This window comes from Clostridium estertheticum (assembly GCF_018861295.1).
GTDB lineage: Bacteria > Bacillota > Clostridia > Clostridiales > Clostridiaceae > Clostridium_AD > Clostridium_AD estertheticum_D.
In genome coordinates this window covers 86,281-108,935 of sequence record NZ_JAHLDM010000006.1, presented here as the reverse complement: position 1 = coordinate 108,935, position 22,655 = coordinate 86,281, and the positions used below count along the sequence as shown (strand labels likewise).

Below are 22,655 nucleotides of genomic sequence, written 5' to 3'. Positions count from 1 at the left end.
GATTACATATTTTCTAGCACATTATATCTGTTTAAAATTAATTGCCATATTGTAAATATAGCAGTCTGTAATTTTATTAACGTACTTACTGGATATTCGTGTGTTCCCAAAAATACTAAATACATTTCCTTAAAATCAGGTGAAAATGTATTTTCGAGTTTTCTATACTCTTCTTCATTAAAATTATATTTAAGATTAATAGAATATAAATTTCTTATATAATTTACTTTCATAACTGTTTTAAATATATCAATTGGAAGCAACCCTAATGAAAATACTGATCTTGCCAATTGATCAAATGTCAACTTATCACAGTCTAAAATATCTGGATTCTTAAGGTGCTTCTTCAGTCTTTCTCTAAGCGCATATTCTATATAAAGATTTCCCTTTAATATAATCTGCATTGGGTTTTCAGAATTTATATCTAAGTGAAATTTCTCTAATTTATTTTTAAATTCTGACACGTTACCATCCAATTTTTTCAATTCAGTTTTATTCATTTCTTTCATTAATGATTCCCCCTCATATAATTTTTTTTACTTATCTATATTCTAATTATAACATATTTGTTATAATTATTACTATAATGTTGTAACTCCAGGTTTTATTCTATTATTGAAAATACACAATATAGGCCTAAATTTCTTAATATAACGTTTTCTAAAATAATATTTACAATTTATTCACACCTTTATTATAAATATGCCTTATAATGACATAGGACATATTTAATGGATTACTTTTATGCTAATAATTGTCAAAAAAACATGTGTAATTTGGGTGATTTTTATGATTTGTATGATTAATGTGTAATCATTATGTAATTATTATGTTATGTAACAAAATGATAAAATGGATTTTAAAGTATAGGGGGACAAGACGTATGGATTTTATTAATACAATTGAAAATTATTGTACTACTAATAAAGTAGCTCATATTTATAAAAACACTAATCTAACTTATAGCGAACTTAAAACAAAATCAGATTCACTTGCTGTAAATATAATAGAATTATTCGGCAAAGACAAAACGCCTATAATAGTTTTTGGACATAAGGATCATTTAATGCTTATAAGCTTTTTAGCTTGCGTTAAAAGTGGACATCCATATATTCCAGTAGACATCTCGACTCCAATTACAAGACTTAAGGATATTTTAATTATTTCTGGTGCTAAATTAATTATAAATACATCGGATGATTTATCTGATATTCCTGCAGATATATTACTAAATAAAAGTGATTTAGAAAAAAGACTATTGCAATACGAGAATAAAATACCCAATATAAGTTATAGACTTAAGGGTGAAGATGTTTATTACATAATCTATACTTCAGGAAGCACTGGCAAACCAAAGGGAGTGCAAATAACAAAAAATTGCCTTCAAAGCTTCCTTGATTGGGGTATAACTCTAATTAATGAAAAGGACAAAATATTCATGAATCAAGCACCTTTTTCTTTTGATTTATCTGTAATGGACACTTATTTATCATTGGTTTCTGGTTCAATACTATATAGTATTGATAAAGATATGATAGCTAATTTACCTGAACTTTTTGTTAATTTTAAGTCTTCAGGGATTACAACCTGGGTCTCCACTCCATCTTTCGCAGAAATGGCTTTACAAAGTGAACAGTTTAACGAAAAATTATTACCTAAATTAAATCAAATGTTATTTTGTGGAGAAACTCTTTCCAAGGAATGCGTAAAAAGATTGTTTGAAAGATTCCCTACAATTAAAATAATAAATTTTTATGGTCCAACAGAGGCAACAGTTGCAGTAACCGCAGTTGAAATAAAAAAAGAAATGCTTTTAAGTAAAGAAACTCTTCCAGTTGGATACGTGAAGAAAGATTGTGAAATAATCATAGAAGAAAATACAAATGAAATATTAATATTAGGCGATAGTGTAAGTGTAGGTTACTTTGCTGACCCTACATTAACAGAAAAATTCTTCTTTAACAGCGAAATTTCTGGTATAAAAAAAAGAGGATACAGAACAGGAGATATGGGTTATACTGTTAATGACCTATTATATTATGAAGGTCGAATAGATAACCAAATTAAACTTCATGGTTATAGAGTGGAAATTGAAGATATTGAAAACAATATCAGACAACTACCTTTTATAAAAAATGCAGTTGTAGTACCAATTAAAGAAAATGGCACAATTAAATATTTAGCAACAGCAGTAGTATTACATGAAAAATTTGAAGGAAACATAATTCTAACAGTTAAAAAATTCTTAAGGGACTTATTACCTTCGTATATGATACCGCGTAAAGTAAAGGTAATAGAAGTTTTACCAATGAACGCTAATGGCAAAATAGATAGAAAAAAGATAATGGAGGAATTTTAGATGTTAGTTCCTTATGGAGATTTTTTATATTTCTATTTAATGATTTTGGCCTTAATCCCGGCGATTATTGTTGGTTTACTTGGCAAAAGGATAAAGTGGTACGGGCTACCCGCAAGCTTACTTATGGTTTATTTGATTTTTGGTAAATCGAAACAACAAGCTGAATACTTAATTTTGTTTTTTATAATGGAATTTTTATTAATTATATTTTACAGCTTTATTATAAAAAAGTTTAAACAAAGATGGTTGCTTTGGATAATGATAGCAATAGGTCTATCACCATTACTATACTCAAAACTAGGCAATATATTTATACACAAAGAACTTGGATTTTTAGGAATTTCTTATTTGACTTTTAAAATTATTCAGATATTAATACAAATTTTTGACGGGTATATTACTAAAATAAATGTGTTTGATTTAGCCTATTTTATCTTGTTTTTTCCAACCTTAAGTTCTGGTCCCATTGACCGTTCAATTAGATTTACAGAGGAAAGCAACAAGGCTATAACATCCAGACAATATGTTGAATATTTAGGTGATGGAATATTTAAGATTTTACAAGGAGTAGGATATAAATTTCTGATAGGATTTTATATACAAACGCATTTTATTAACGTAATCCTATTAAGACCACACACCTTATTAAATACAATTACATATATGTATTCTTATAGCTTTTATTTGTTTTTTGATTTTGCAGGTTACAGTTTAATCGCCATAGGTGTAAGTTACATAATGGGAATAAAAACACCTGATAACTTTAATCTTCCATTTATAAGTAAAGATATAAAAGAATTTTGGAACAGATGGCACATGAGCTTATCTTTTTGGTTTAGAGATTTTATTTATAATAGATTCGTAATGAGTGCCATTAAGAAAAAGTGGTTCAAGAGTAGATATACAGCCTCCTACATTGGGTTCATGATAAACATGATAATCATGGGGCTATGGCATGGAATTCAACTTAATTATGTTGTTTATGGTGCCTTTCATGGTGTTTTACTCATAGTTACAGATTATTTTCAGAGAAAATCATTCTACAAAAAACACAAGAAAAAAGTTTATTTTAAAATTGCTTCAACTTTTTTAACTTTTAATTTGGTATGTTTTAGCTTTTTAATATTTTCAGGATTTTTATTTAAATAAAAGGGGGAATTTATATGGAAGAAACAATTTATAATATATTAGAAGAAATTACTGGTGAGGATTTACGTGAAGAGAGTAATGAGAATTTATTTGACAGCGGGAGATTAGATTCATTAGGAATAATTGAACTTATTGTAGCTATAGAGGATAACTTTAACATTAAACTTGATCCTGCTATTGTTGGAAGAAAAGATATAGAGACACCAAATAAACTAATTGAATACCTTAAAGCTCTCTCTAATAGTAAAATAGAATGAAAAAGGTCATAACTTTTATTTGTTCTATTATTATCTGTTTTGGTTTTTTATTTTTTTATCAAAACCATTATGAAGGTCTTATTTCAAAAAAATATTATAACGAGTTTGGAGAGAATTTAACTGATCATAAATTTAAAAGTCCGATACTTCAAAGCATGGGCGCAAGGCAGAATGATAATCTTTTTATGTTCGGTTCTTCTGAACTTGAACATACTATTGGATATTATACTCAACCCATTAAATTTTTTAACGGTAAAAAAGATGGCTTTCAAATTAATCTTATAGGAAAAGCAGGTTATACATGCTTAGTACATGCTGCCGATTTTGGAGCACTAGGCCATGAACTTAAGGGACAAAAGGTAGTTTTCGTACTTTCCCCACAATGGTTTGTAAAAAAGGGTATTGATGAAAATACTTTTGAAGCCAATTCATCTGAACTACAAGTATATGGATTTTTGTTTAATAAGAATATAAGTTTAACTACAAAACAAGATTTTTCTAAAAGAATAGTGTTGATTTCTGGTAAAAAAGTCAATAAGCACTTTGCTCTTATGCGGGATTACTGTTCCCTTTATAGCAATAGGGACTTATTAAGTACCTCTAAAAGGTACTTAATGACACCATATTACTGGCTAAGATATGAACTATTAGTTTTAAAAGATGATATAAAAAGCAATAAATATCTTAAGTCCGATCGTAAGCTTGCAAATGGTTTAAAACCACCGCATACAATTACTAATTGGAACTCAGAATTAAAAAAGGCTTCAAAAATGGCTAAGTCAGAGTCTACTAATAATAAATTTGGTATGGACAATAGAGTATATGAGCATGCATTTAAAAGAAACCCAGAAACAATAAGGGTATCTCCTAATAATGATTTATGTATAAAATCTCCAGAATATGAGGATTTCAAATTGCTGTTAGACGTTTGCAAGGATGAAGGAATTAAACCATTATTTTTAAATATTCCTGTAAATGGCAAATGGTATGACTATGTTGGATATAATAAAAATGATAGGTTATCTTATTATAAAAAAATAAATAATATGGTTAATTCTTATGGATTTGAAATTGCTGATTTTTCAAAATATGAAAATGAAAATTACTTTCTAATGGATAGTGCTCACATAGGCTGGAAGGGTTGGGTATATGTTAATGAAGCTATTGATAAATATTATAACAAAAATAAAAACTAATATGATTTTTATGATACTTATTTATACCACTGTCATTTTAGGTTGCAGTTATTTGTTTTTATTTCAGTCAGATGTGAGAATTACTTATATATATAATCAGTTTTAAATATATAATTTTTAAAACAAAAACCTTTCTAAAACATTTCAAATTTCCCCCAACTGTAGGATACTAAACCTATGATTGGGGGAATTATTATGCCCGAAAAAATCAGAAAGACAGTATGTCTAAAAAAAAATCTCCGAGGAGTCCCTCAGAGATTTAAATTTACTTTTTTGATGTATCTAAGTATTCTTACTATATCTATTATTCGAAAAAATACCGAATTTAACTAAGCGTTTTAAATGAATATCCCTTAGATTTTAAATAATCAATAACTTTTGGTAGTGCTTGGACAGTTGTCGCCTTTGTTGAAAGATCATGCATTAAAATAACCACATGTCCCTTTCCCTCAGTGTTCTTTTTAAGATTATCTAATAACTTATCCACTGGTATATTTTGACCCTCTGCATCCCCCGTTAAGTCGTTCCAATCGATATAATGGTATCCATCACTTTTAAGTGCCACTCTAAAAGGTTCCAATTTCTTACCAAATGACCCACCTGGAAATCTTACTAGTTTACTATTGAAATCACTACCTAGTATTGATTTCAATATAGTCTCACATTTATTAATATCACTTAAAAATGTATTAGTATTAGAGTAAATATAATTATAATTATGCGAATAGGTATGATTTCCAATAGCTTGACCATCCATTGCTTCTTTTTTTACTAAATCAGGATACTTTATTGCGTAACTACCAACTATAAAAAAAGTTGCCTTTATATTATAACTATCTAAAACTTTTAAAATTCCTGGGGTAGTCTTATCACAAGGTCCATCATCAAAAGTTAGATAGGCTACTTTATGTCCATCTGAATTATAAACATTCGTACTTGAAGAATCCGAATTTAATTCTTTATTAATAGATTTACCTTCCCTTGCATTCATATTTACATCAGTTCGTGGTTGTGGTAGTGTAACTTTTGTTGTGTTAACATTTTTAACTACCTGTTTCTTAGCACTTACTTTACTACCAATATAAAATATTAAACACAAAAGTATAATAAATACTGATATTACTAAAATAAATCTTTTCTTTTTAATAATTACTATTTTTTTCTTACTTTTAAGTTTCATCATAATTTATCACACCATTCATATTATCATTTAAATTTTAAATTTTAAATAACTCTCCTTTCAAATTATTTGATACGTTAAATACTTAGATCTTTATTGTTATGTTGTTTTAAAATATATTTTAGGTTTAGTTTTTAAAAATAAATTTTATCATTACTTAATAATAATACCTAACTACTAATATTGTCAAGATTTTTACATATAATATAAATTAATCAATAAATTCTTATATTTAAACAAATTATAAACTTTTATACAATGTTATATCATTATTTTAAGAACGTAAAAATAACTACTTTTCAATAATTAATTATTGAAAAGTAGTTATCTAACTGAGGATATTTTAATACATCATTTGACGGCATTTCAGAAGGAAAGTCTCCCACTTTTTGAATGTTTAAATTTTTCATTGTAATATAAAATCCTTATCTTCTAGATCGCTATAATAAGAACTTGTTATTGAATAATCTGTAATTGGATTAGTTCCTAGATATAATGCATTCAATTTAGTAAACCCCTTTAAACTATTTATATTGTTGATTTTATTATTAGATAAATCCAATACAGTCAAATTAGTAAGTCTCTTTAATGCATCAATATCGCTGATTTTATTACCCCATAAATCTAATACAGTCAGATTAGTAAGCCCATTTAAACCATCTATATTGTGGATTTTATTATTCCATAAATATAATGTTGTTAAATTAGTGAGTTTCTTTAAAGCATTTATATTTTCAATTTTATTATTATATAAATCTAATACAGTTAACTTAGTAAGTCCCTTTAAATAATCTATATTGTCTATTTTGTTATTATATAAATATAACAAAGTCAAATCAGTTAAATTTTGAATGCCTGAAAGGTTACTTATATTTGTATTAGAAGCCTTTAACTCTTTTATCTTAGCTACATCACCTTTTAAAATGTCTCCATTGTATTTCTTAATCGCATGTCTAACTACCTTTTCCAAATTTTTATCAGGGAATATAATAACATCTTTATCGCTAACTGTCTTGTCTAAATTTCTATTATAATATGTACCGCCCAAATTGTTTTGTAGAACTAGATTACTTTCTATATTATCATTATTATTGAAAACTTTTAGTTTACCTATGATCACTACTGAAGTTATTATCAAGAAAATTAAAACAGCCATTGTTATTTTATTGAAAATAATTTTTTTAAAATTTAGGATGTAATTTTTAGAATTATTGATTTTCTCTTCTGAATCATCATTTAACTTTTGTAAATTCTTTGTGTCTTCGTGAATTCCACAATTAGGACATACTTTACTATCTTCAGATAATATATTTCCACAATGCTTACAATTCATATAATTAGCTCCTTCTAAATAATTTATTGAATTTGAAACTTCCTTAATTCTTTAAACTTATTTTTATTGTTTTACATTTTATATTCACTATTAATTAATTACATAATATACCAATTCTCCATGTTCCATTATATTCCTTTTTTTATTTTTAATTTTCAATAAAATTTCCGAAGGAAAGTCTCCCATAACTTTAGAAAAAAATATAACATCCATATCTTCCTAAAGATATGGATGTTATATTTGTTCATAAAATAATCTAATCTTTCATATTTTGAAAAATCAGTGACTTCAAAACCATAAGAATTAACCATATTATCTATACTCTTATAATAAGCTACTCTGTCACTTTTGTTAAATTTGCTTCTTCTAAGTTATTTTTTCACTTCTAAGATATCTGTTAATCCTGAAACCATTTGTACAACATTGTATGAACCTTTATTGCTAAGTATAATAAATACATAGTCTTTATTAATATTTTTCCCTATATATGATGAATAGCCTGATAGAGTTCCATTATGCCAAACCATTTTATCTTCCATAGCATTTTTGCTAATAATCAATCCATATCCATACCCATAAGTGTTTAATAATGGTGTAAGCATTTCATTTAATGACTCTTTACTAATTAACTTTTCTTCAAATAATGCAATACCCCATGTATATAAATCATTAACTGTTGAATAAATTCCTCCAGCAGAGTATAATGTTGAATTTTCTGCATTAGATGCTGGTGTATATTTGCCCGAATTTTCAGATAGAGCATATCCTATTGCTCTATTCTTTGTAATCATTTTATTGCTTAAAAATCCGGTATTATTTAATTTTAAAGGTTTAAATATGTTCTTTTCTAAATACTGCTCATATTTCATACCTGACACCTTTTCTATTATATATCCAAGCAATATATAATTTGAACTACTGTACTCATACTTTGTTCCAGTTTCAAACTTGCGCGGTTTATTTTTAAAAAGTTCAATAATTTCCAATGGTGTATAGGTAAGTTTTCCTTTTTCCGAAGGTTGACTATAATCAATAATTCCTGAGGTTTGACTGAGAAGATTATATATTTTTATTTTATTTCCCTCTGGATAATCAGGAATATATTTATCAACTGTGTCTTGGACACTTAAAAGATTCTTTTCTTGTAACATTAAAATCGCTGTAGCCGTAAATTGCTTTGTTATGGATGCAATTTCAAAAACTGTTTTTGATTTATTAATAATTTTATTATTATAATCTGCCATTCCATACCCTTTATCTAATATAATCTCATTATCCTTCGCAACAATAACCGTACCGCTAAATTTATCTTTTGGAGAATAATCATCTATATATTTAGACATTTTAGATTGAATATCATTATTATCTATTTTCGCACACTTCATTAGGGGACTCGTATCACTTACACATCCTATTAATAATATCATAAATATAAATAGTAAAACTATTACTTTTATTATAATTTTCTTTACCATAACTATATTCCTCCAGATTATTAACAGGAAAAATTTCTGATCCTCAATCACCTATTTACATATTTCAATTATATTTTGGAATATTCCATGATTTAACTGAAAATAATATACTCTTAGTTTAATTGAAAGGTGTTTTAACTAAATTTCCATCACTTAATGATGCAACTCCAGTACTATATGATTGCAGGAATGTACCTTTATAAATTGTTTCTTTATTTGTTTGGATTTCTGTTACCATAGATTTAATCTTATCATTTTTATAAACCTTACCACTACCAGTGACAAACAAGTTATCTTTACTTACTGCTGTGCTTAATGGAAGTGACTTCCAGTCACCGCCCAATTTACCATAATATATCTTATCAATTTTATTACTACTATTCACATTTCCAACATAAACCTGATCATTATTATCTATTGCGAGTAAGCATGATTTTGTAGAGCCACTAAAGTTCAAAGCGTGGTCTGGCCCAGTTGCATAAACCTTATTATTGGTTAAATTTTCGTACACCATCTTATCTTCATGAGGTATTACTCTAATATTCCCTACATACTCAGATTTAGTAACAATTTTTTTTCTTGATTTCATTATATTTACCCAATATATAGAATAATACTTATAACCATTTTTAACTTTTATATAAATTACATTTGTTAAAGGTGATACTTCAATATCCTTTACAGTAGACGCAGAACTAATCATTAAAATATCAGATACTTTACTTTTTTGTGATTGAGTAACATCATAATATGATAATGAAAGATTTCTATTTTGAGTTTCTACAACTAGCATTCTATTTCTATCCGGAAGCCATTTACAAAATGATATTTTAACTCCATTAGAAGAGGATACATTAATGCTCTTACCTGTTATAGTATTAACAACATATAGCTGATTATTCAAATAATATGAAATATAACCTGCATCATAAGAAACATCTATAGTGGTGGCGTTACTTGGTACTTTGAATGTCGAAACAGACGTTTTCTTACTTTGCGCTGAATCTCCTACCTTTTGAGATTTCAAAGCAGCATTTGAAGTTAAAAAGTAGTTATTCAAATAGAAAAGTCCGCCACTTTGTACGATTAATGAAATGATTATTAATATTATCATTTTTTTAAATACTTTTTTCATAGTTACTCTCCTATCTGTTAAGGATTAACGATAATAGCTGATGGAACGGCTCTTTCGCCAAGTGCATTGCAAGGGTTATTAATGACACTACCATTATTGTACATTGTGGTTGATGAACCACCATCTAAATTAGAGGCATTAGATGCTCCATATTCAAGCATTACATTTTGTACATCTTTAAGTGATGCACCTAAGCTTTTAGTTGTTCTTCCATCAATAACAAGCAATAATATAGCACCATCCGCGCGCTGACCAATGGCTGTCCTCGGTGCAATTCCCTGTCCACCATCTCCAGATTTTATCATTCCCTGACCATCAACTACAAGGGCTGGCCCAAATGACACCGCTTCGGTTACACCAAGCGTTTTTAACTCATTCAAACTGTGAAGTCCAACAAGAAGTTGAGCTTTGCTTGTAATAGCTGTGATATCGACCTTTTTGTCTGGATCTGTTATATCATTAAATTTAATATTTCCATTACTCATAATAATACCCGTCGGTTTTCCTCCCGTGCCAGTCCATTTTGCATTCGTTGAGGAAGAATCAGAAAAACCTCCTGCATTAACAGCTGCTATAGAACCATTATCCTGGGCTATCTGGCTTGTTAGCTCTCCCTGGGTTCCAAGTTTGTTACTGTAGCCAACTTTAACTCTAGCCGGATCTTTAATAATAAGTAAATATCCTTTGAACTTTATTCCACTTGAAATATTATATCTTTCAATACTATTGTCATGGCTGTTACTAAACTTGATATTATTACCCTGCTGCATAACTTGAACTGTATCTTCATCACGAATTTTCTGAATTTCTGCATCAGATAAAAATAGCTTTGCAATCCATTGATGACTAAGTGTAGTCATTGCTGCATCTACAATCGTTTTTTTTACATTAGTAAAAGGACCATGAAATATAATTAATGGAGCACTAACTCCTGTAAATGCTAATATAAAAACCAAATAAAATATAAAATTTCTAAGCTTATAATTTTTTTTTCGTTTTCGCTGTGATATATTCTTGGATCCCATCTTTTCCTCCTATGTTCTCATAATTTCATACATGACTTAAAATTAAGTGTTACGGATAAATAATAAAATAATATAAAGCACATCTAACATTACACTATTGTGACATATGTTCAATCAATTTACAATAAAAAGTTTATATTTATATTAGTTAAAAATCTCCTCACAAAAGTGAAGAGATTCAATGTCAACCACTTATTTTAAAGCATTCATAAATACAAGCACTAATAAAAATAGATTAAAATGCCGTTAATTTTGTTTAATATAACAGTTACTTTTGTTATAAAAGTAATATCTTTACGAATACTACAATAATGATGTTATTTATTTGATTATAAAAGGTGGTGAATATTTTATGAGTTCTAATTTAAATGAACCCAAAGTAAAAGTTTCAATAATACTAGCTATGGTAACTTGCGTTGTTATTTTAGTATTAACCTCAGGTTATTCTAAAAACAAGGTACTAGTTGACAATTTCCATCAAAACATTAAGCAGAGCTCTGCTAATTTAAATTTAAAAGAATTAGCCTATCAAAATGGAACATTTTCTTTTTCTAAAAAAGTATCAATAGAAGAAATGAAAGCGCAGGTTATTGTTAGTCCTAAACCAATAATAAAATCAAAACAAATTGGTTATATCTCTAATGTATATGACAAAAATGGCAAAAGATATTTGAGCTTTGACGATGTAAATTTTCTAATTAGAAATGATGCTATTGAAGCAGCTAAAAAGGATGGAAATGCCCTATATGAAGATGGAAAATATTACGTATACGATGATTACTATATTTTTAATAATAACAAAACTATAAAAAACTATGTTATAGCTAATACTGCCTCACTAAACGTTCTTGGATTTTTGATAAATCCACTTAACAATGATATTAATAACCAACCTACTACCTACGCTACTTTCAAACGTGTCTCTAATAGTAGGAATGGACATATGTTATGTTATATCTATACTCAAAATGATATAGTGGTAAAAGTAGAAGGACAATATACACCTTAAATTTAAATAAGCTCTGTGCAAGTTACTGCATAGGGCTTATTTGTGTTTTAGTTTCTCTTTATTTTAAGCATGTACTTTTGATTTTAAGCCCATTGGTTTATCATAGAAAATACGCTCATCCATAAGTTTCGGTGTTCCATCCACTTTAGGTTTAAAACCCATTAAATCTAAAACATCTTTTTGCAAATTAATACCTGGTGCTATTTCAGTAAGGTAAAGACCATCCGATCTAAGTTCAAACACAGCTCGCTCAGTGATATACATTACTGGCTGATTTACTTTTCGTGCATATTTCCCACTAAAAGTAATTTGCTGAACTTTCTCTATAAATTTAACCATCTTACCTTCTTGTTTTATAACAAGCTTTCCATCTTTTACTTCCTCTTTAAGTCCCTGAGTTGTAAATGTTCCACAAAACATAACTTTTTTTGCATTTTGGGTTATGTTGATAAATCCACCACATCCTGCAATACGTGTACCAAACTTACTTACATTTAAGTTTCCTTCTTTATCAACTTGAGCCAGGCCTAAGAATGCTAAGTCGACCCCACCGCCATCATAAAAATCAAATTGGTAGGCTTGGTCTAGAATTGCTTGTGGATTTACTGATGCACCAAAAGCTGAACCACCTAGGGGTACTCCACCAACTGCTCCTGCTTCTACTGTAAGTGTCATGTAATCGCAAATACCCTCTTCACTCGCAACTGATGATATTACCTCAGGTATTCCAATTCCTAAATTTACAACACTATTCTCTTCAAGCTCAAACGCAGCTCTTCTTGCTATTATTTTTCTGGCATCTAAATGTGTATTTTCTATTGAATCCATTGATGCTTTTATTTCTCCTGTGCAAGCTGGGTTATATTCAACTCCAAAGCATTGCTCATGTTCCTCAGGAGACGCGACAACAACATAATTTACATATATTCCAGGAATTTTTACAAGGCGTGGATCAAGGCTGCCATTAGCTACTACTTTTTCAACTTGAACTACAACTATTCCACCACTATTCTTTGTTGCTTGAGCAATAGATGTTGATTCAAGAGTAGCTACTTCTCTTTCTAGAGTTATATTCCCATTTCCATCAGCATAGGTGCCTCTTAGAAAACAGATATTAATTGGAAATGATTTATATAATAACTTTTCTTCACCTTCAATTTCAATTACCTTTACAATGTCCTCTGTTGTAATGTCATTTAATTTTCCACCTTCAATTCTAGGATCAACAAATGTGTTTAATCCTACATGAGTTATTGTACCAACCCTTTTCCCAGCAATATCTCTCATAAGCTGCGCAAGAGTTCCCTGTGGAAGATTATATGCTTCTATTTTATTTTCTACAGCTAATTTACCAAGAGCTGGTGACATGTTATAATGACCACCCACAACTCTTTTAGTCATTCCTTCATGTGCAAAATGATCCACACCCTTTCCTTTTTGATCGCCTTGAGCCGCAGCATACATAAGATTTAAATTTATAGGCTTACCTGTTTCTAAAAAACGCTCCTCTAAAGCTATAGTAAGAGTCTCAGGACAACAACTACCAACAAACCCGTCAGTTACAATACAATCGCCATCCTTTACTAATTCAGCAGCTTCTCTAGCTTTTAATATTTTCATATAATTGCATCCCCTTTTACAATATTATAAATTTATTAATATAGATTAGCATCCTTTTAGAATTGCTTTTCTTTTTTCAATAAATGCTTGCATACCTTCCTTTTGGTCTTCAGTTGCAAAACATATTGTCCATAAACTATTTTCATAGCTATAAGATGATTCAGTATCCATATTAAGACCATTGTTAATTGAAGCTTTTGCTAAACCTACTGCATACATAGCTTTGCTCATTATCTTTTCAGCCATTTCATATGCCTTTTGTAATAATTCTTCCGGATTATATACCTTGTTTGCAAGACCTATACGGTATGCTTCATCAGCATCTATCATATCTGTGGTAAATATAAGTTCCTTAGCTCTTCCTTTTCCAATCAATCTAGGGAGCCTTTGAGTTCCAGCAAATCCTGGAATTATTCCTAAGCCAACCTCTGGTTGACCAAACTTTGCTTTAGATGAAACAAGTCTTATATCACAACACATAGAAAGTTCACATCCACCACCAAGAGCATACCCATTAACTGCAGCAATAACTACCTGAGGCATATTTTCAATTTCTGAAAACACTTTTTGCGCTTTACGTGAAAGTTCTTTAGCTTGTATCGCGGTTAAATCTTTCATTTCAGTTATGTCAGCACCCGCTACAAACGACTTTTCGCCTGCGCCAGTAATTATTACGACTTTTATATCGTCTCTTTCTGATATTTCATTTATAACTGTTCCTAACTCTTTTATAGTCTCACTGTTTAAAGCATTAAGAGCCTTAGGTCTATTAATAATAATCTTTGCAATACCTTTTCCCTCTTCAAAAATAATATTATTCATTTTTACTCCCCCTATTTTTTTAGGATAGTGTTAACACTATCTTTGTTTTATTTAGAGACTAATCTTAAATATATTTAAACGTTATCTTATTGCAATCTGCTTTTGTTAAAACAAACTGCAATAAGTAATTATGTTATTTAAATTATCTAAAAATGCTACCACTAATAATCATTTTTTGTATTTCATTTGTTCCTTCATATATCTGAGTAATCTTCGCATCTCTCATCATTCGTTCAACATTATACTCTTTCATATATCCATTTCCACCAAGCATTTGAACTGCCTCTGTAGTTACATGCATAGCAACATCTGTACACGCAAGTTTTGCCTTAGCTGCTGATATCGAATAATTTTTTCCGTCTTGTTTATCAAGAACTGCTTTATACAATATATACTTAGCTTGTTCAATTTCTAGGTCTAATTCAGCCATTTTAAATGCTAAATACTGATTTTTATATAATGGCTTTCCAAATTGTTTTCTTTCTTTCAAATACTCTTTTGCTATCTCAAATGCTCCTTCTGCAATACCAAGTCCTTGCGCTGCAACTCCTATCCTTCCACCATCAAGAGTTTTCATTGCTATTCCAAAACCTTTCCCCTCTAGTCCTACTAGATTTTCAACTGGAACTATACAGTCCTTAAAAATAAGTTCTGAAACCTGAGCTGCTCTTATTCCACATGTATTTTCAATTTTTCCTATTGAAAATCCTGGGAAATCTTTTTCAACAATAAATGCTGATAATCCTTTTGTCCCTAAATCTTTATCTGTAAAAGCAAATACTAAAAATGTATCTGATAGAGGTCCATTAGTAATGAAACATTTAGAACCATTTAATATATAATGATCTCCATCTTTCAATGCTATAGTTTGAGCACCTGATGCATCTGAACCAGCATTTGGCTCAGTTAATCCAAACGAACCAAGTTTCTTTCCTGATAGTATATCTGGAAGATATTTTTTCTTTAGTTCCTCTGAGGCACTGCTAAATATTCCTCCTGCACAAAGAGATACACTGACAGAATATGCAATGCCGAGTGACGCATGTATCTTTGAAACTTCTTCTACTGCTAAAACATATGATAAATAATCTCCGCCTGAGCCACCATATTCTTTTGAATATGGTAAACCGAGCATCCCCATTGAGCCCAACTTCTTGTATGCGTCAATAGGAAATTCCCTAGTCTCATCATTATCAATTGTTATAGGTTTAAGCTCCTTTTGTGAAAACTCTCTAGCTTTGTTTACAACTAATTCTTGTTCCTTTGTTAAATTAAAATTCATTTTTACAGCCTCCTAAGTTTTAATGTTAATTTAAGCTAAAAACTCCTAGTAATTGAATCTATTTCACATCTTCCATAATAATTTATAAATATTTATTATATCTTCCTTACTAGTGTTTCTTATTGTATTTCCCGGACTTCCACTGTCTAATGCATCAATTGCCATTTTATCTAAATTTTCAGTGAATTTTTCCTTATTAACACCAAACTCCTCAAGGGTTTGAATATTTAAATTTTTACATAACCTCCCAACTTCTTTTATAAACGATTCTCCTGCCTCTATATCGCTATCACCTTTTTTATAAATACCTACAGCTTTAGCTAAGTCACAAAATCTTTCTGGCGTTCCAGGTAGCGCAAAATTCAAACAATCTTCAAGTAGCATAGCATTAGATAATCCATGAGGTACATGATAAAGTGCACCTATTGGTCTACTCATACCGTGAACTATTGTAACTGAGGCATTGTTAAAAGCAATCCCAGCCTCCAGTGCGGCTATTGACATTTCTATTCTAGCTTCAACATCATTTCCATTTTTATAAGCTCTTAGTAAATATTTGTTTATCCTTTTAACTGCCGAAAGCGCAAATGTATCTGACATAGGCTGCGATTTCTTCGATGTATATGCTTCAATTGCATGAGTTAATGCATCTAATCCAGTAGCTGCTGTTACATTAGGCGGAGCTGTCGTTGTAAAAATTGGATCTATTATTGCTAAAGTTGGCATTAGATTAGGTCCTTTTAACAACATCTTTATATCTCTCTTTGTATCAGATATTATAGTAAACTGAGTTGCTTCTGAACCCGTTCCTGCTGTTGTAGGTAATGCAACTAAAGGAGGTGTTGCATTAGGAATTATTTTACCTAAATATTCATTGATATTTCCTGTATTCGTTATCATGGCTCCTACAGCTTTCATTGTATCTATAGGACTTCCGCCACCTAATCCAATTAAGAAATCACATTTTTCTTGTTTATAAGCTAATATTCCACCGTTCACCATAGTATCTGTGGGCTCACTATTAACTTCACTATAAACCGCATATTCAATATGGATACTATCTAACATATCCGTTACTTTTTTAAGACTTCCAAGTTTAACCATCATATTATCTGTTACAATCAAAGCCTTCTTTCCTAGCTGCTTAACATTTTCACTAGCTTGGCTAAGTGCTTCCTTTCCAGTAATTATATATCTTGGTGTTAAAAATAAGTTACTCATCATCGAACCTCCTATATCATTGTTTTATTCTCATGTCTTGGTTACATTATACATAACTTAACCAACACCTGTCAATAGTAATCGTGTATTAAATCATTTTTATAAAATTTGAGTATGTTTTAGTTGAATTTAGGTTTTACTTATGCAACTGTGTTATAGAATATCTTAAATATTAAAACAAATAACCCTATGCAAAGATATATCTTTACGTAGGGCTTAAAAATTTTATAAAATGTTTCCATACTACTTTTACATATATGTCCAAGCGTCTTAAATAATGTGATAGAAAATCACGTTGGCAAGTTCTCTATTTCTTTAATCTTATTTTTAGTATTTCATTATCTTTATCTACAGTACCTAATTTAATATCAATAGATTCTATTAAATTATTATTTGTAACAATTAGTACGCTCAAATTAGATTTAACTTTTGCTTTTATTAATTCATTATCAAAAGTTAATAATTTATCTCCTACTTTAACATGTTTTCCCTTCTCAGTAAAAGCTTCGAAACCCTCACCTTTCATCTGTAATGTATCAATTCCTATATGAAGTAATATTTCTATCCCCTCTTTAGTCCTTAAAATCAAGGCATGTTTTGTAGGGAACACTTGAAGGATTTCACCATCAACTGGTGCATATAATATCCCATCAGTTGATTCAAATCCTACTCCATCTCCTAATAATTTTTTTGAAAACATTTCATCAGGCATTTCTGACATATCAAAACACCTTCCCACAATAGGGGATTTTAAAATTATACACATTTCCTCTTTATCTTTTTTGATAAATTTAAACATTATTCTCATCACCTTTCTGTAAATTAACAATTAATTATTAATCAATTGCTACATATTATTTACTAATTAAACCCATTATCAAGAATTTAAATATTTCTATTTTGGAAACAATTTGCTCATCACTTGGCTCTCTTATTGTTATCTGTTGATTCTATTATACATAACTTATGCAATACATGTCAATTCAGACAAGTTATTTATCTATTTGCGCTTATTTCTGATTTTTGTTTTTTTGATTTGTAACTTTTAAAATGTATTTCTAGTTCTTCTAGGGATTTACCAAGTGTTTCTGGTACACACTTATATACAAATGTCCATCCAATAACACCTAACACTACAAATACTGCAAATGAACCAGATAAACCAAAATTACTTAACATTGTAGGGAAAAGAAGACCAATGAAAAAATTAGTAATCCATAGGAAAAATACTGAAATACCCATTCCTAGTCCTCTTATTCTTAGTGGAAAAATTTCAGCTAATAACAGCCAGGCAATTGGTCCAAGACATCCTTGGAAGAAAGCCAAGAAAACTATAGTTAGTGTAAGTACAACATATGGAAGAATAGGTGAACCTGCTAAAGTATTCGTAAGAATAGTCATCGCAAGCATTGTTAAAGTTGTTCCAGTAAGTCCTACTAATAATAGGAATCTACGACCAAACCTATTTGAAAAAAACTTCATATAAACAAGTGCTGCAGTAACAGACATTAATCCATTTCCTATATTAGCTATTAATGCTACTTGAGTTCCAAATCCAGCTTTCTCCAAAATTGATGTTCCATAATACATCATTATGTTAATTCCTGGAATTTGTTGTGTGATGGCTATTCCAATTCCAATTAATACAAGGTGACGAATCCATGGGATATTTAAATCTTTAAAGGTCGCACGCTCTAAATGTTTATCAGCTTCAATAATATCTGATATTTGTTTAATTTCATCGTCTGCTTGGTGTTGAGTACGGATTTTCCTTAAAACTTCCAATGCTTCGGATATTTTTCCGTTAGCAGCTAACCATCTTGGGGTTTCAGGAACTGTAAACATTCCAACCCATAAAATAAGTGCTGGTATAGTAGCAATAACTATCATGTATCTCCAAATACTAGGAGTATTGAAAACATTTCCTAAAATTGCATTCAATATATAAGCTAATAATTGTCCAATTACAATCATTACCTCATTTCGAGTAACAATACTGCCCCTTACTTCTGTAGGCGATATTTCGGCTAAAAATGTTGGCACAATAACTGATGCACCTCCTACAGCTAGCCCTAATATAAATCTACAAGCAATTAAAATCGAAGCAGTAGGTGAAATTGCGCACCCTAGTGTTGCAAAGACAAAAACTATAGCAAGAAGCTTAATTATTGCTTTTCTACCGTATTTATCAGATAAACGTCCTCCTATTACTGCACCAATAGCGGCACCAAATAATAATCCACTTGTAACAAGTCCTTCCGTCATAGTGCTTAAATTTAATTGATCCTTTCTTGTCATGTAAGACAGTGACCCATTAATTACCCCCGTATCATAACCAAATAAAAGTCCACCAAAAGTTGATACAGTAGCTATTCTTCTAAAATATTTTTTTTTCTTAGGATCTTGTTCAAATTCCATAATAATTCCTCCTATTATATAATTAGTAGCTTGTAAAACCCCTAAAACATCGGTTCTCCTAATTTTTAGCTGTGAAACCTTATTCAAAATAATTTTTATTGCAAAGTCTCACTATGTTTATTTTTGATGATTTTTATAAATCGTTTACACAAATCGTTTACATAGAATGTATTAACTATTATTACTAATCGTAAATGTTTCCATTGTTTTTATAAAATAACTATTCATTACATTACCCCCTAATAGTATTTTTTAGTTTCATTTTTGTTATTTGTTTGTTATGTTATGGTTATATTATACTTATATTAAGGTCAAAAAGTCAATAACAATTACATATATATCATGTATTGATTATATATTGAGTATCTATCGTTTTTCTATTAAACTACATTAATGAAGTTTTATTATTGGCAAAAAAATAATATTAATGTAATTACTAGATATGATAGTTGCAATTAGTAAGAAGTAAAAACCTTTTCCAAATAGGTTATGTGGTTCATTGAAGAGCTCTACATCTACCACTATTGAAGACATGGTGTAAAATATGCCTGCTGCGTTTTGCGCTGACTATGGTCTTAAATCTAACCATAATGTACTTTATAAAAAAAGCATCAAAAAGAAAAAAGAACAATTTATAATATCTAATTGTTCTTCTTTAACCATTATTCCGATATAATAACATTAATCTTATTTTTTTCAAAAAATTCCATATATTTTTCAGGCGGTTTTTTATCTGTTACAAGATGATTTATCTCGCTTAATTCACAATAAGTCATAAGTGCTGAAACATCAAATTTAGTAGAATCTACTAGCAAGAATAACTCATTACTCTTTTCTACTATAACTTTTTTAAGCTTATATTCTAATGGTGAAGAATTTGTTGCTCCATTAGCTATAGAAATGCCTGTGGCTGCCATAAATGTTTTACTTATGTTATAGTCTTTAAAAATAGATAATGTATTAATGACCTCAAAAGAATTTGTTTTTCTTATTAGACTACCTCCTGTACAAATAACATTTAAATTTGGATAAGGAAGTGCACTTACTATAACATTCAAGTTATTAGTCAATATAGTTATATCATTTCTGTTTTTTAAGAATTCTATCATATTAAGTGTTGTTGTACCAGAATCAATGAATATAACATCTCCATCCTTTACAAATTGACATGCGGCCTTAGCTATTGCTATTTTTTTATAGTTGTTTTTAATATTTCTCTCTTCGAATGGTATTAAATCTTTAACAACAGCCGTTACCCCACCATATACTTTTTTTATGCTACCTTTTTTTTCAATTTCATTTATATCTCGCCTGATTGTGTTTTTGGAAATTTTAAATACATCACATAATGAGTCTAAACTAACTGACTCATTGCTTAGTATATATTCCTCGATTTCTTTGATCCTATTAGTTTTCATTATAAGATATCCTCTCTTCATGTTTTTTGTATTAAATATTGCCGACTTTAATTACATAGTTTAATAGAAACGTGTCCAGCATTATCTAATATTCTTTGGTAAGTTATTGTGATTTTTAATTATAATTATACACAACTTAACCAACATACGTCAATAGCACATCTAATTATACAGAAGTTTAGCAGCAAATTTCCAGTAATAATTTTCAATTTACTGAAATTGTATATTTTAAAATTTTGTTGAATAACTGGGAAGTGCACAGACTACTGTTTCTTAAAAATAGTTATAATTCCCCCCACCCCAATAAATATTAATAATCAATTTCCAGTTTTAATATTGAATTATGTCTTCACAAATAGTGGGTTATCCCAACTATCTTCTATAATGTCTATTTGAAGCATACGCTTCTTTCTAAAACTTCTTATGCACTTAAAAAAATATAGTTGCATCAAATTAAATGCTATTATTATAAACATTAAAACTGTTTCTACGCCCGTAGGGCCTTGAAGGAAACAATGATCTAAATGCCATTCTGTTTTCAACTGATGAAATGCATTGTTTTCTATATCCCATCTCTTATGCATTATTAGTCACAAACTTTTTACTGAGGTGAATTTATCTGTTGTTATAATCCATGCTTCTTTAATTTCTACACTATCTCCAGTATGAATTTGTTCCACAAATTTTATAAATCTTACTTTTATATCTGAAGCTGGCATTTCAAAATGAGCTTCGTCCCAAGCTTTAATTATGGTGTAGTTGTTATTTTTTTCTTCACAGTCCAACTTTCATCTGCCTCTTTGCATTTAAATAAAGCTAATGCATCTTTTACGATGTGAAGCCTTTCATTCTTAACTCTTACAACTGCATTCATGCCTATGGAAAGCACCTCTTTAATCCAAGTGGACTTGCAGTATAAAGCATCAGCAACTATAATATCTGCAAAATGATGATATTTTTTATATAGGTCTTTTATTAGCCTCTTGCCGCCTGTGATTTCACCTTCATCCTTCTTTGAACCGTCTTTCTTAGGTTCAAGCATTTCTTGCCCTAAAATAATATGTTGGTCTGAACCTACGGTTGCACATACTACTGTCCTATGGAAATAATGAGTAACTCCATTCTTATGAGTACGTGAAAGACAGTTGTCACAACACTTTTTAGCACTCTCAAACAGCTCCACACCATCTATAGCTACGACTTTTAGCCCGTCTAAAGTACCAGCTCTAAATACCTTATTTTTTATAGTAGTTTTTACTATATCGGTATGAACATTATTCAAGCCTTTTAAATCAAAATCACTCAAACACCGCCTAACGGCGTCAATACGTGGAACTCTAGTTCTTTTGGGCAATACTTTCTTGAATTTACCTTTTTCAAGCCAGTGATTTAACCTATTAAAACTTCTTATTTGTAGCATAAATCCGAATAATACAACAAAAATAATTGTGGAAACTTTTACTGGAGATTTTATTCTTTTATCTTCTAAGGTATTGATTTTTTCACCTATATGATATACCTTATTAATATAAGTGAGTAATTGCTTTAAATAACTTTTGCTTATTTTATCAGCATCCTTTTTTTTATTGTTCGCAAAACTATTATAAAAAGGATGCTTTTATTTTGCAAATTTTTTGACTCTAATTTCCAGTAAAAATCGGAATTTATGGTTTTGTTGGTAATCACCAATAAACTATTACAAATCAACAGGCTACCGCCTTAAAAAAATTCATGTGCTAAACTTCTGCTTACAAAT

At 29.5% G+C, this 22,655-nt stretch carries 21 protein-coding genes and 1 pseudogene; 5 read left to right on the top strand and 17 right to left on the bottom strand.

Going from position 1 to position 22,655, the window contains the following annotated elements:
- Positions 1–2: 2 nt before the first annotated feature.
- Complete coding sequence (locus KPL54_RS08300; protein WP_216106122.1) at positions 3–509, bottom strand: hypothetical protein; 507 nt, start codon at positions 507–509, stop codon at positions 3–5.
- 374 nt (positions 510–883) lie between these two features.
- Here KPL54_RS08300 and dltA point away from each other — a divergent pair, with 374 nt between their 5' ends.
- The 4 genes from dltA to dltD are packed head-to-tail and all read left to right on the top strand — an operon-like array spanning position 884 to position 4,961.
- Positions 884–2,359 carry a D-alanine--poly(phosphoribitol) ligase subunit DltA gene (gene dltA / locus KPL54_RS08295; protein WP_216106121.1) on the top strand — a complete coding sequence of 492 codons (1,476 nt, stop codon included), beginning with the start codon at positions 884–886 and terminating at the stop codon, positions 2,357–2,359.
- Positions 2,360–3,508, top strand: a complete 1,149-nt coding sequence (gene dltB, locus KPL54_RS08290) for a D-alanyl-lipoteichoic acid biosynthesis protein DltB (RefSeq protein WP_216106120.1) — start codon at positions 2,360–2,362, stop codon at positions 3,506–3,508.
- Between the two features lie 14 nt (positions 3,509–3,522).
- Entirely contained in the window at positions 3,523–3,765 is a 243-nt protein-coding gene (gene dltC / locus KPL54_RS08285; RefSeq protein WP_216106119.1) for a D-alanine--poly(phosphoribitol) ligase subunit DltC, read from the top strand.
- Complete coding sequence (gene dltD / locus KPL54_RS08280) at positions 3,762–4,961, top strand: D-alanyl-lipoteichoic acid biosynthesis protein DltD (RefSeq protein ID WP_216106118.1); 1,200 nt, start codon at positions 3,762–3,764, stop codon at positions 4,959–4,961. The genes dltC and dltD overlap by 4 nt, the downstream gene beginning before the upstream one ends.
- A 325-nt stretch (positions 4,962–5,286) precedes the next feature.
- Here dltD and KPL54_RS08275 read toward each other — a convergent pair whose 3' ends face one another.
- From KPL54_RS08275 to KPL54_RS08250, 6 genes and pseudogenes are all read right to left on the bottom strand, one after another.
- Positions 5,287–6,144 carry a polysaccharide deacetylase family protein gene (locus KPL54_RS08275; protein ID WP_216106117.1) on the bottom strand — a complete coding sequence of 286 codons (858 nt, stop codon included), beginning with the start codon at positions 6,142–6,144 and terminating at the stop codon, positions 5,287–5,289.
- A 403-nt stretch (positions 6,145–6,547) separates the two neighbouring features.
- Positions 6,548–7,474 carry a leucine-rich repeat domain-containing protein gene (locus tag KPL54_RS08270; RefSeq protein WP_216106116.1) on the bottom strand — a complete coding sequence of 309 codons (927 nt, stop codon included), beginning with the start codon at positions 7,472–7,474 and terminating at the stop codon, positions 6,548–6,550.
- A 155-nt stretch (positions 7,475–7,629) separates the two neighbouring features.
- Positions 7,630–7,818, bottom strand: a pseudogene (locus KPL54_RS08265) (D-alanyl-lipoteichoic acid biosynthesis protein DltD); the annotation flags it as partial.
- A gap of 27 nt (positions 7,819–7,845) precedes the next feature.
- A complete protein-coding gene (locus KPL54_RS08260; RefSeq protein ID WP_216106115.1) occupies positions 7,846–8,949 on the bottom strand; it encodes a serine hydrolase domain-containing protein in 1,104 nt (367 codons plus the stop codon).
- 118 nt (positions 8,950–9,067) lie between these two features.
- Positions 9,068–10,084: a hypothetical protein gene (locus KPL54_RS08255; RefSeq protein WP_216106114.1), complete on the bottom strand. Its 1,017-nt coding sequence runs from the start codon at positions 10,082–10,084 to the stop codon at positions 9,068–9,070.
- Positions 10,085–10,101: 17 nt separating this feature from the next.
- Complete coding sequence (locus tag KPL54_RS08250) at positions 10,102–11,109, bottom strand: phosphodiester glycosidase family protein (RefSeq protein ID WP_216106113.1); 1,008 nt, start codon at positions 11,107–11,109, stop codon at positions 10,102–10,104.
- Positions 11,110–11,461: 352 nt separating this feature from the next.
- Here KPL54_RS08250 and KPL54_RS08245 point away from each other — a divergent pair, with 352 nt between their 5' ends.
- On the top strand, positions 11,462–12,118 hold the full coding sequence (locus KPL54_RS08245; RefSeq protein ID WP_216106112.1) for a hypothetical protein: 657 nt from the start codon (positions 11,462–11,464) through the stop codon (positions 12,116–12,118).
- Between the two features lie 63 nt (positions 12,119–12,181).
- Here KPL54_RS08245 and KPL54_RS08240 read toward each other — a convergent pair whose 3' ends face one another.
- The 10 genes from KPL54_RS08240 to KPL54_RS08200 all read right to left on the bottom strand — a co-directional run bounded on the left by KPL54_RS08240 (position 12,182) and on the right by KPL54_RS08200 (position 22,319).
- Entirely contained in the window at positions 12,182–13,738 is a 1,557-nt protein-coding gene (locus KPL54_RS08240; RefSeq protein ID WP_216106111.1) for an acyl CoA:acetate/3-ketoacid CoA transferase, read from the bottom strand.
- A gap of 45 nt (positions 13,739–13,783) precedes the next feature.
- Positions 13,784–14,560, bottom strand: coding sequence for an enoyl-CoA hydratase-related protein (locus KPL54_RS08235; RefSeq protein WP_152752042.1), 777 nt, complete (start codon positions 14,558–14,560; stop codon positions 13,784–13,786).
- Positions 14,561–14,702: 142 nt separating this feature from the next.
- A complete protein-coding gene (locus tag KPL54_RS08230) occupies positions 14,703–15,842 on the bottom strand; it encodes an acyl-CoA dehydrogenase family protein (RefSeq protein WP_216106110.1) in 1,140 nt (379 codons plus the stop codon).
- A gap of 63 nt (positions 15,843–15,905) precedes the next feature.
- Positions 15,906–17,063 (bottom strand): iron-containing alcohol dehydrogenase, encoded by a 1,158-nt coding sequence (locus KPL54_RS08225; protein ID WP_216106109.1) that lies wholly within the window; start codon positions 17,061–17,063, stop codon positions 15,906–15,908.
- A gap of 307 nt (positions 17,064–17,370) precedes the next feature.
- Positions 17,371–17,862, bottom strand: a complete 492-nt coding sequence (locus KPL54_RS08220; RefSeq protein ID WP_253203394.1) for a PTS sugar transporter subunit IIA — start codon at positions 17,860–17,862, stop codon at positions 17,371–17,373.
- A gap of 197 nt (positions 17,863–18,059) precedes the next feature.
- Positions 18,060–19,481: a sugar porter family MFS transporter gene (locus KPL54_RS08215; RefSeq protein ID WP_216106108.1), complete on the bottom strand. Its 1,422-nt coding sequence runs from the start codon at positions 19,479–19,481 to the stop codon at positions 18,060–18,062.
- Between the two features lie 662 nt (positions 19,482–20,143).
- Entirely contained in the window at positions 20,144–20,899 is a 756-nt protein-coding gene (locus KPL54_RS08210; protein ID WP_216106107.1) for a DeoR/GlpR family DNA-binding transcription regulator, read from the bottom strand.
- A gap of 341 nt (positions 20,900–21,240) precedes the next feature.
- Positions 21,241–21,483: a transposase gene (locus tag KPL54_RS26025; protein ID WP_253203393.1), complete on the bottom strand. Its 243-nt coding sequence runs from the start codon at positions 21,481–21,483 to the stop codon at positions 21,241–21,243.
- Positions 21,484–21,489: 6 nt separating this feature from the next.
- A complete protein-coding gene (locus KPL54_RS26020) occupies positions 21,490–21,684 on the bottom strand; it encodes a hypothetical protein (RefSeq protein WP_253203392.1) in 195 nt (64 codons plus the stop codon).
- Entirely contained in the window at positions 21,648–22,319 is a 672-nt protein-coding gene (locus KPL54_RS08200; RefSeq protein ID WP_253203391.1) for a hypothetical protein, read from the bottom strand. The genes KPL54_RS26020 and KPL54_RS08200 overlap by 37 nt, the downstream gene beginning before the upstream one ends.
- Positions 22,320–22,655 lie beyond the last annotated feature (336 nt).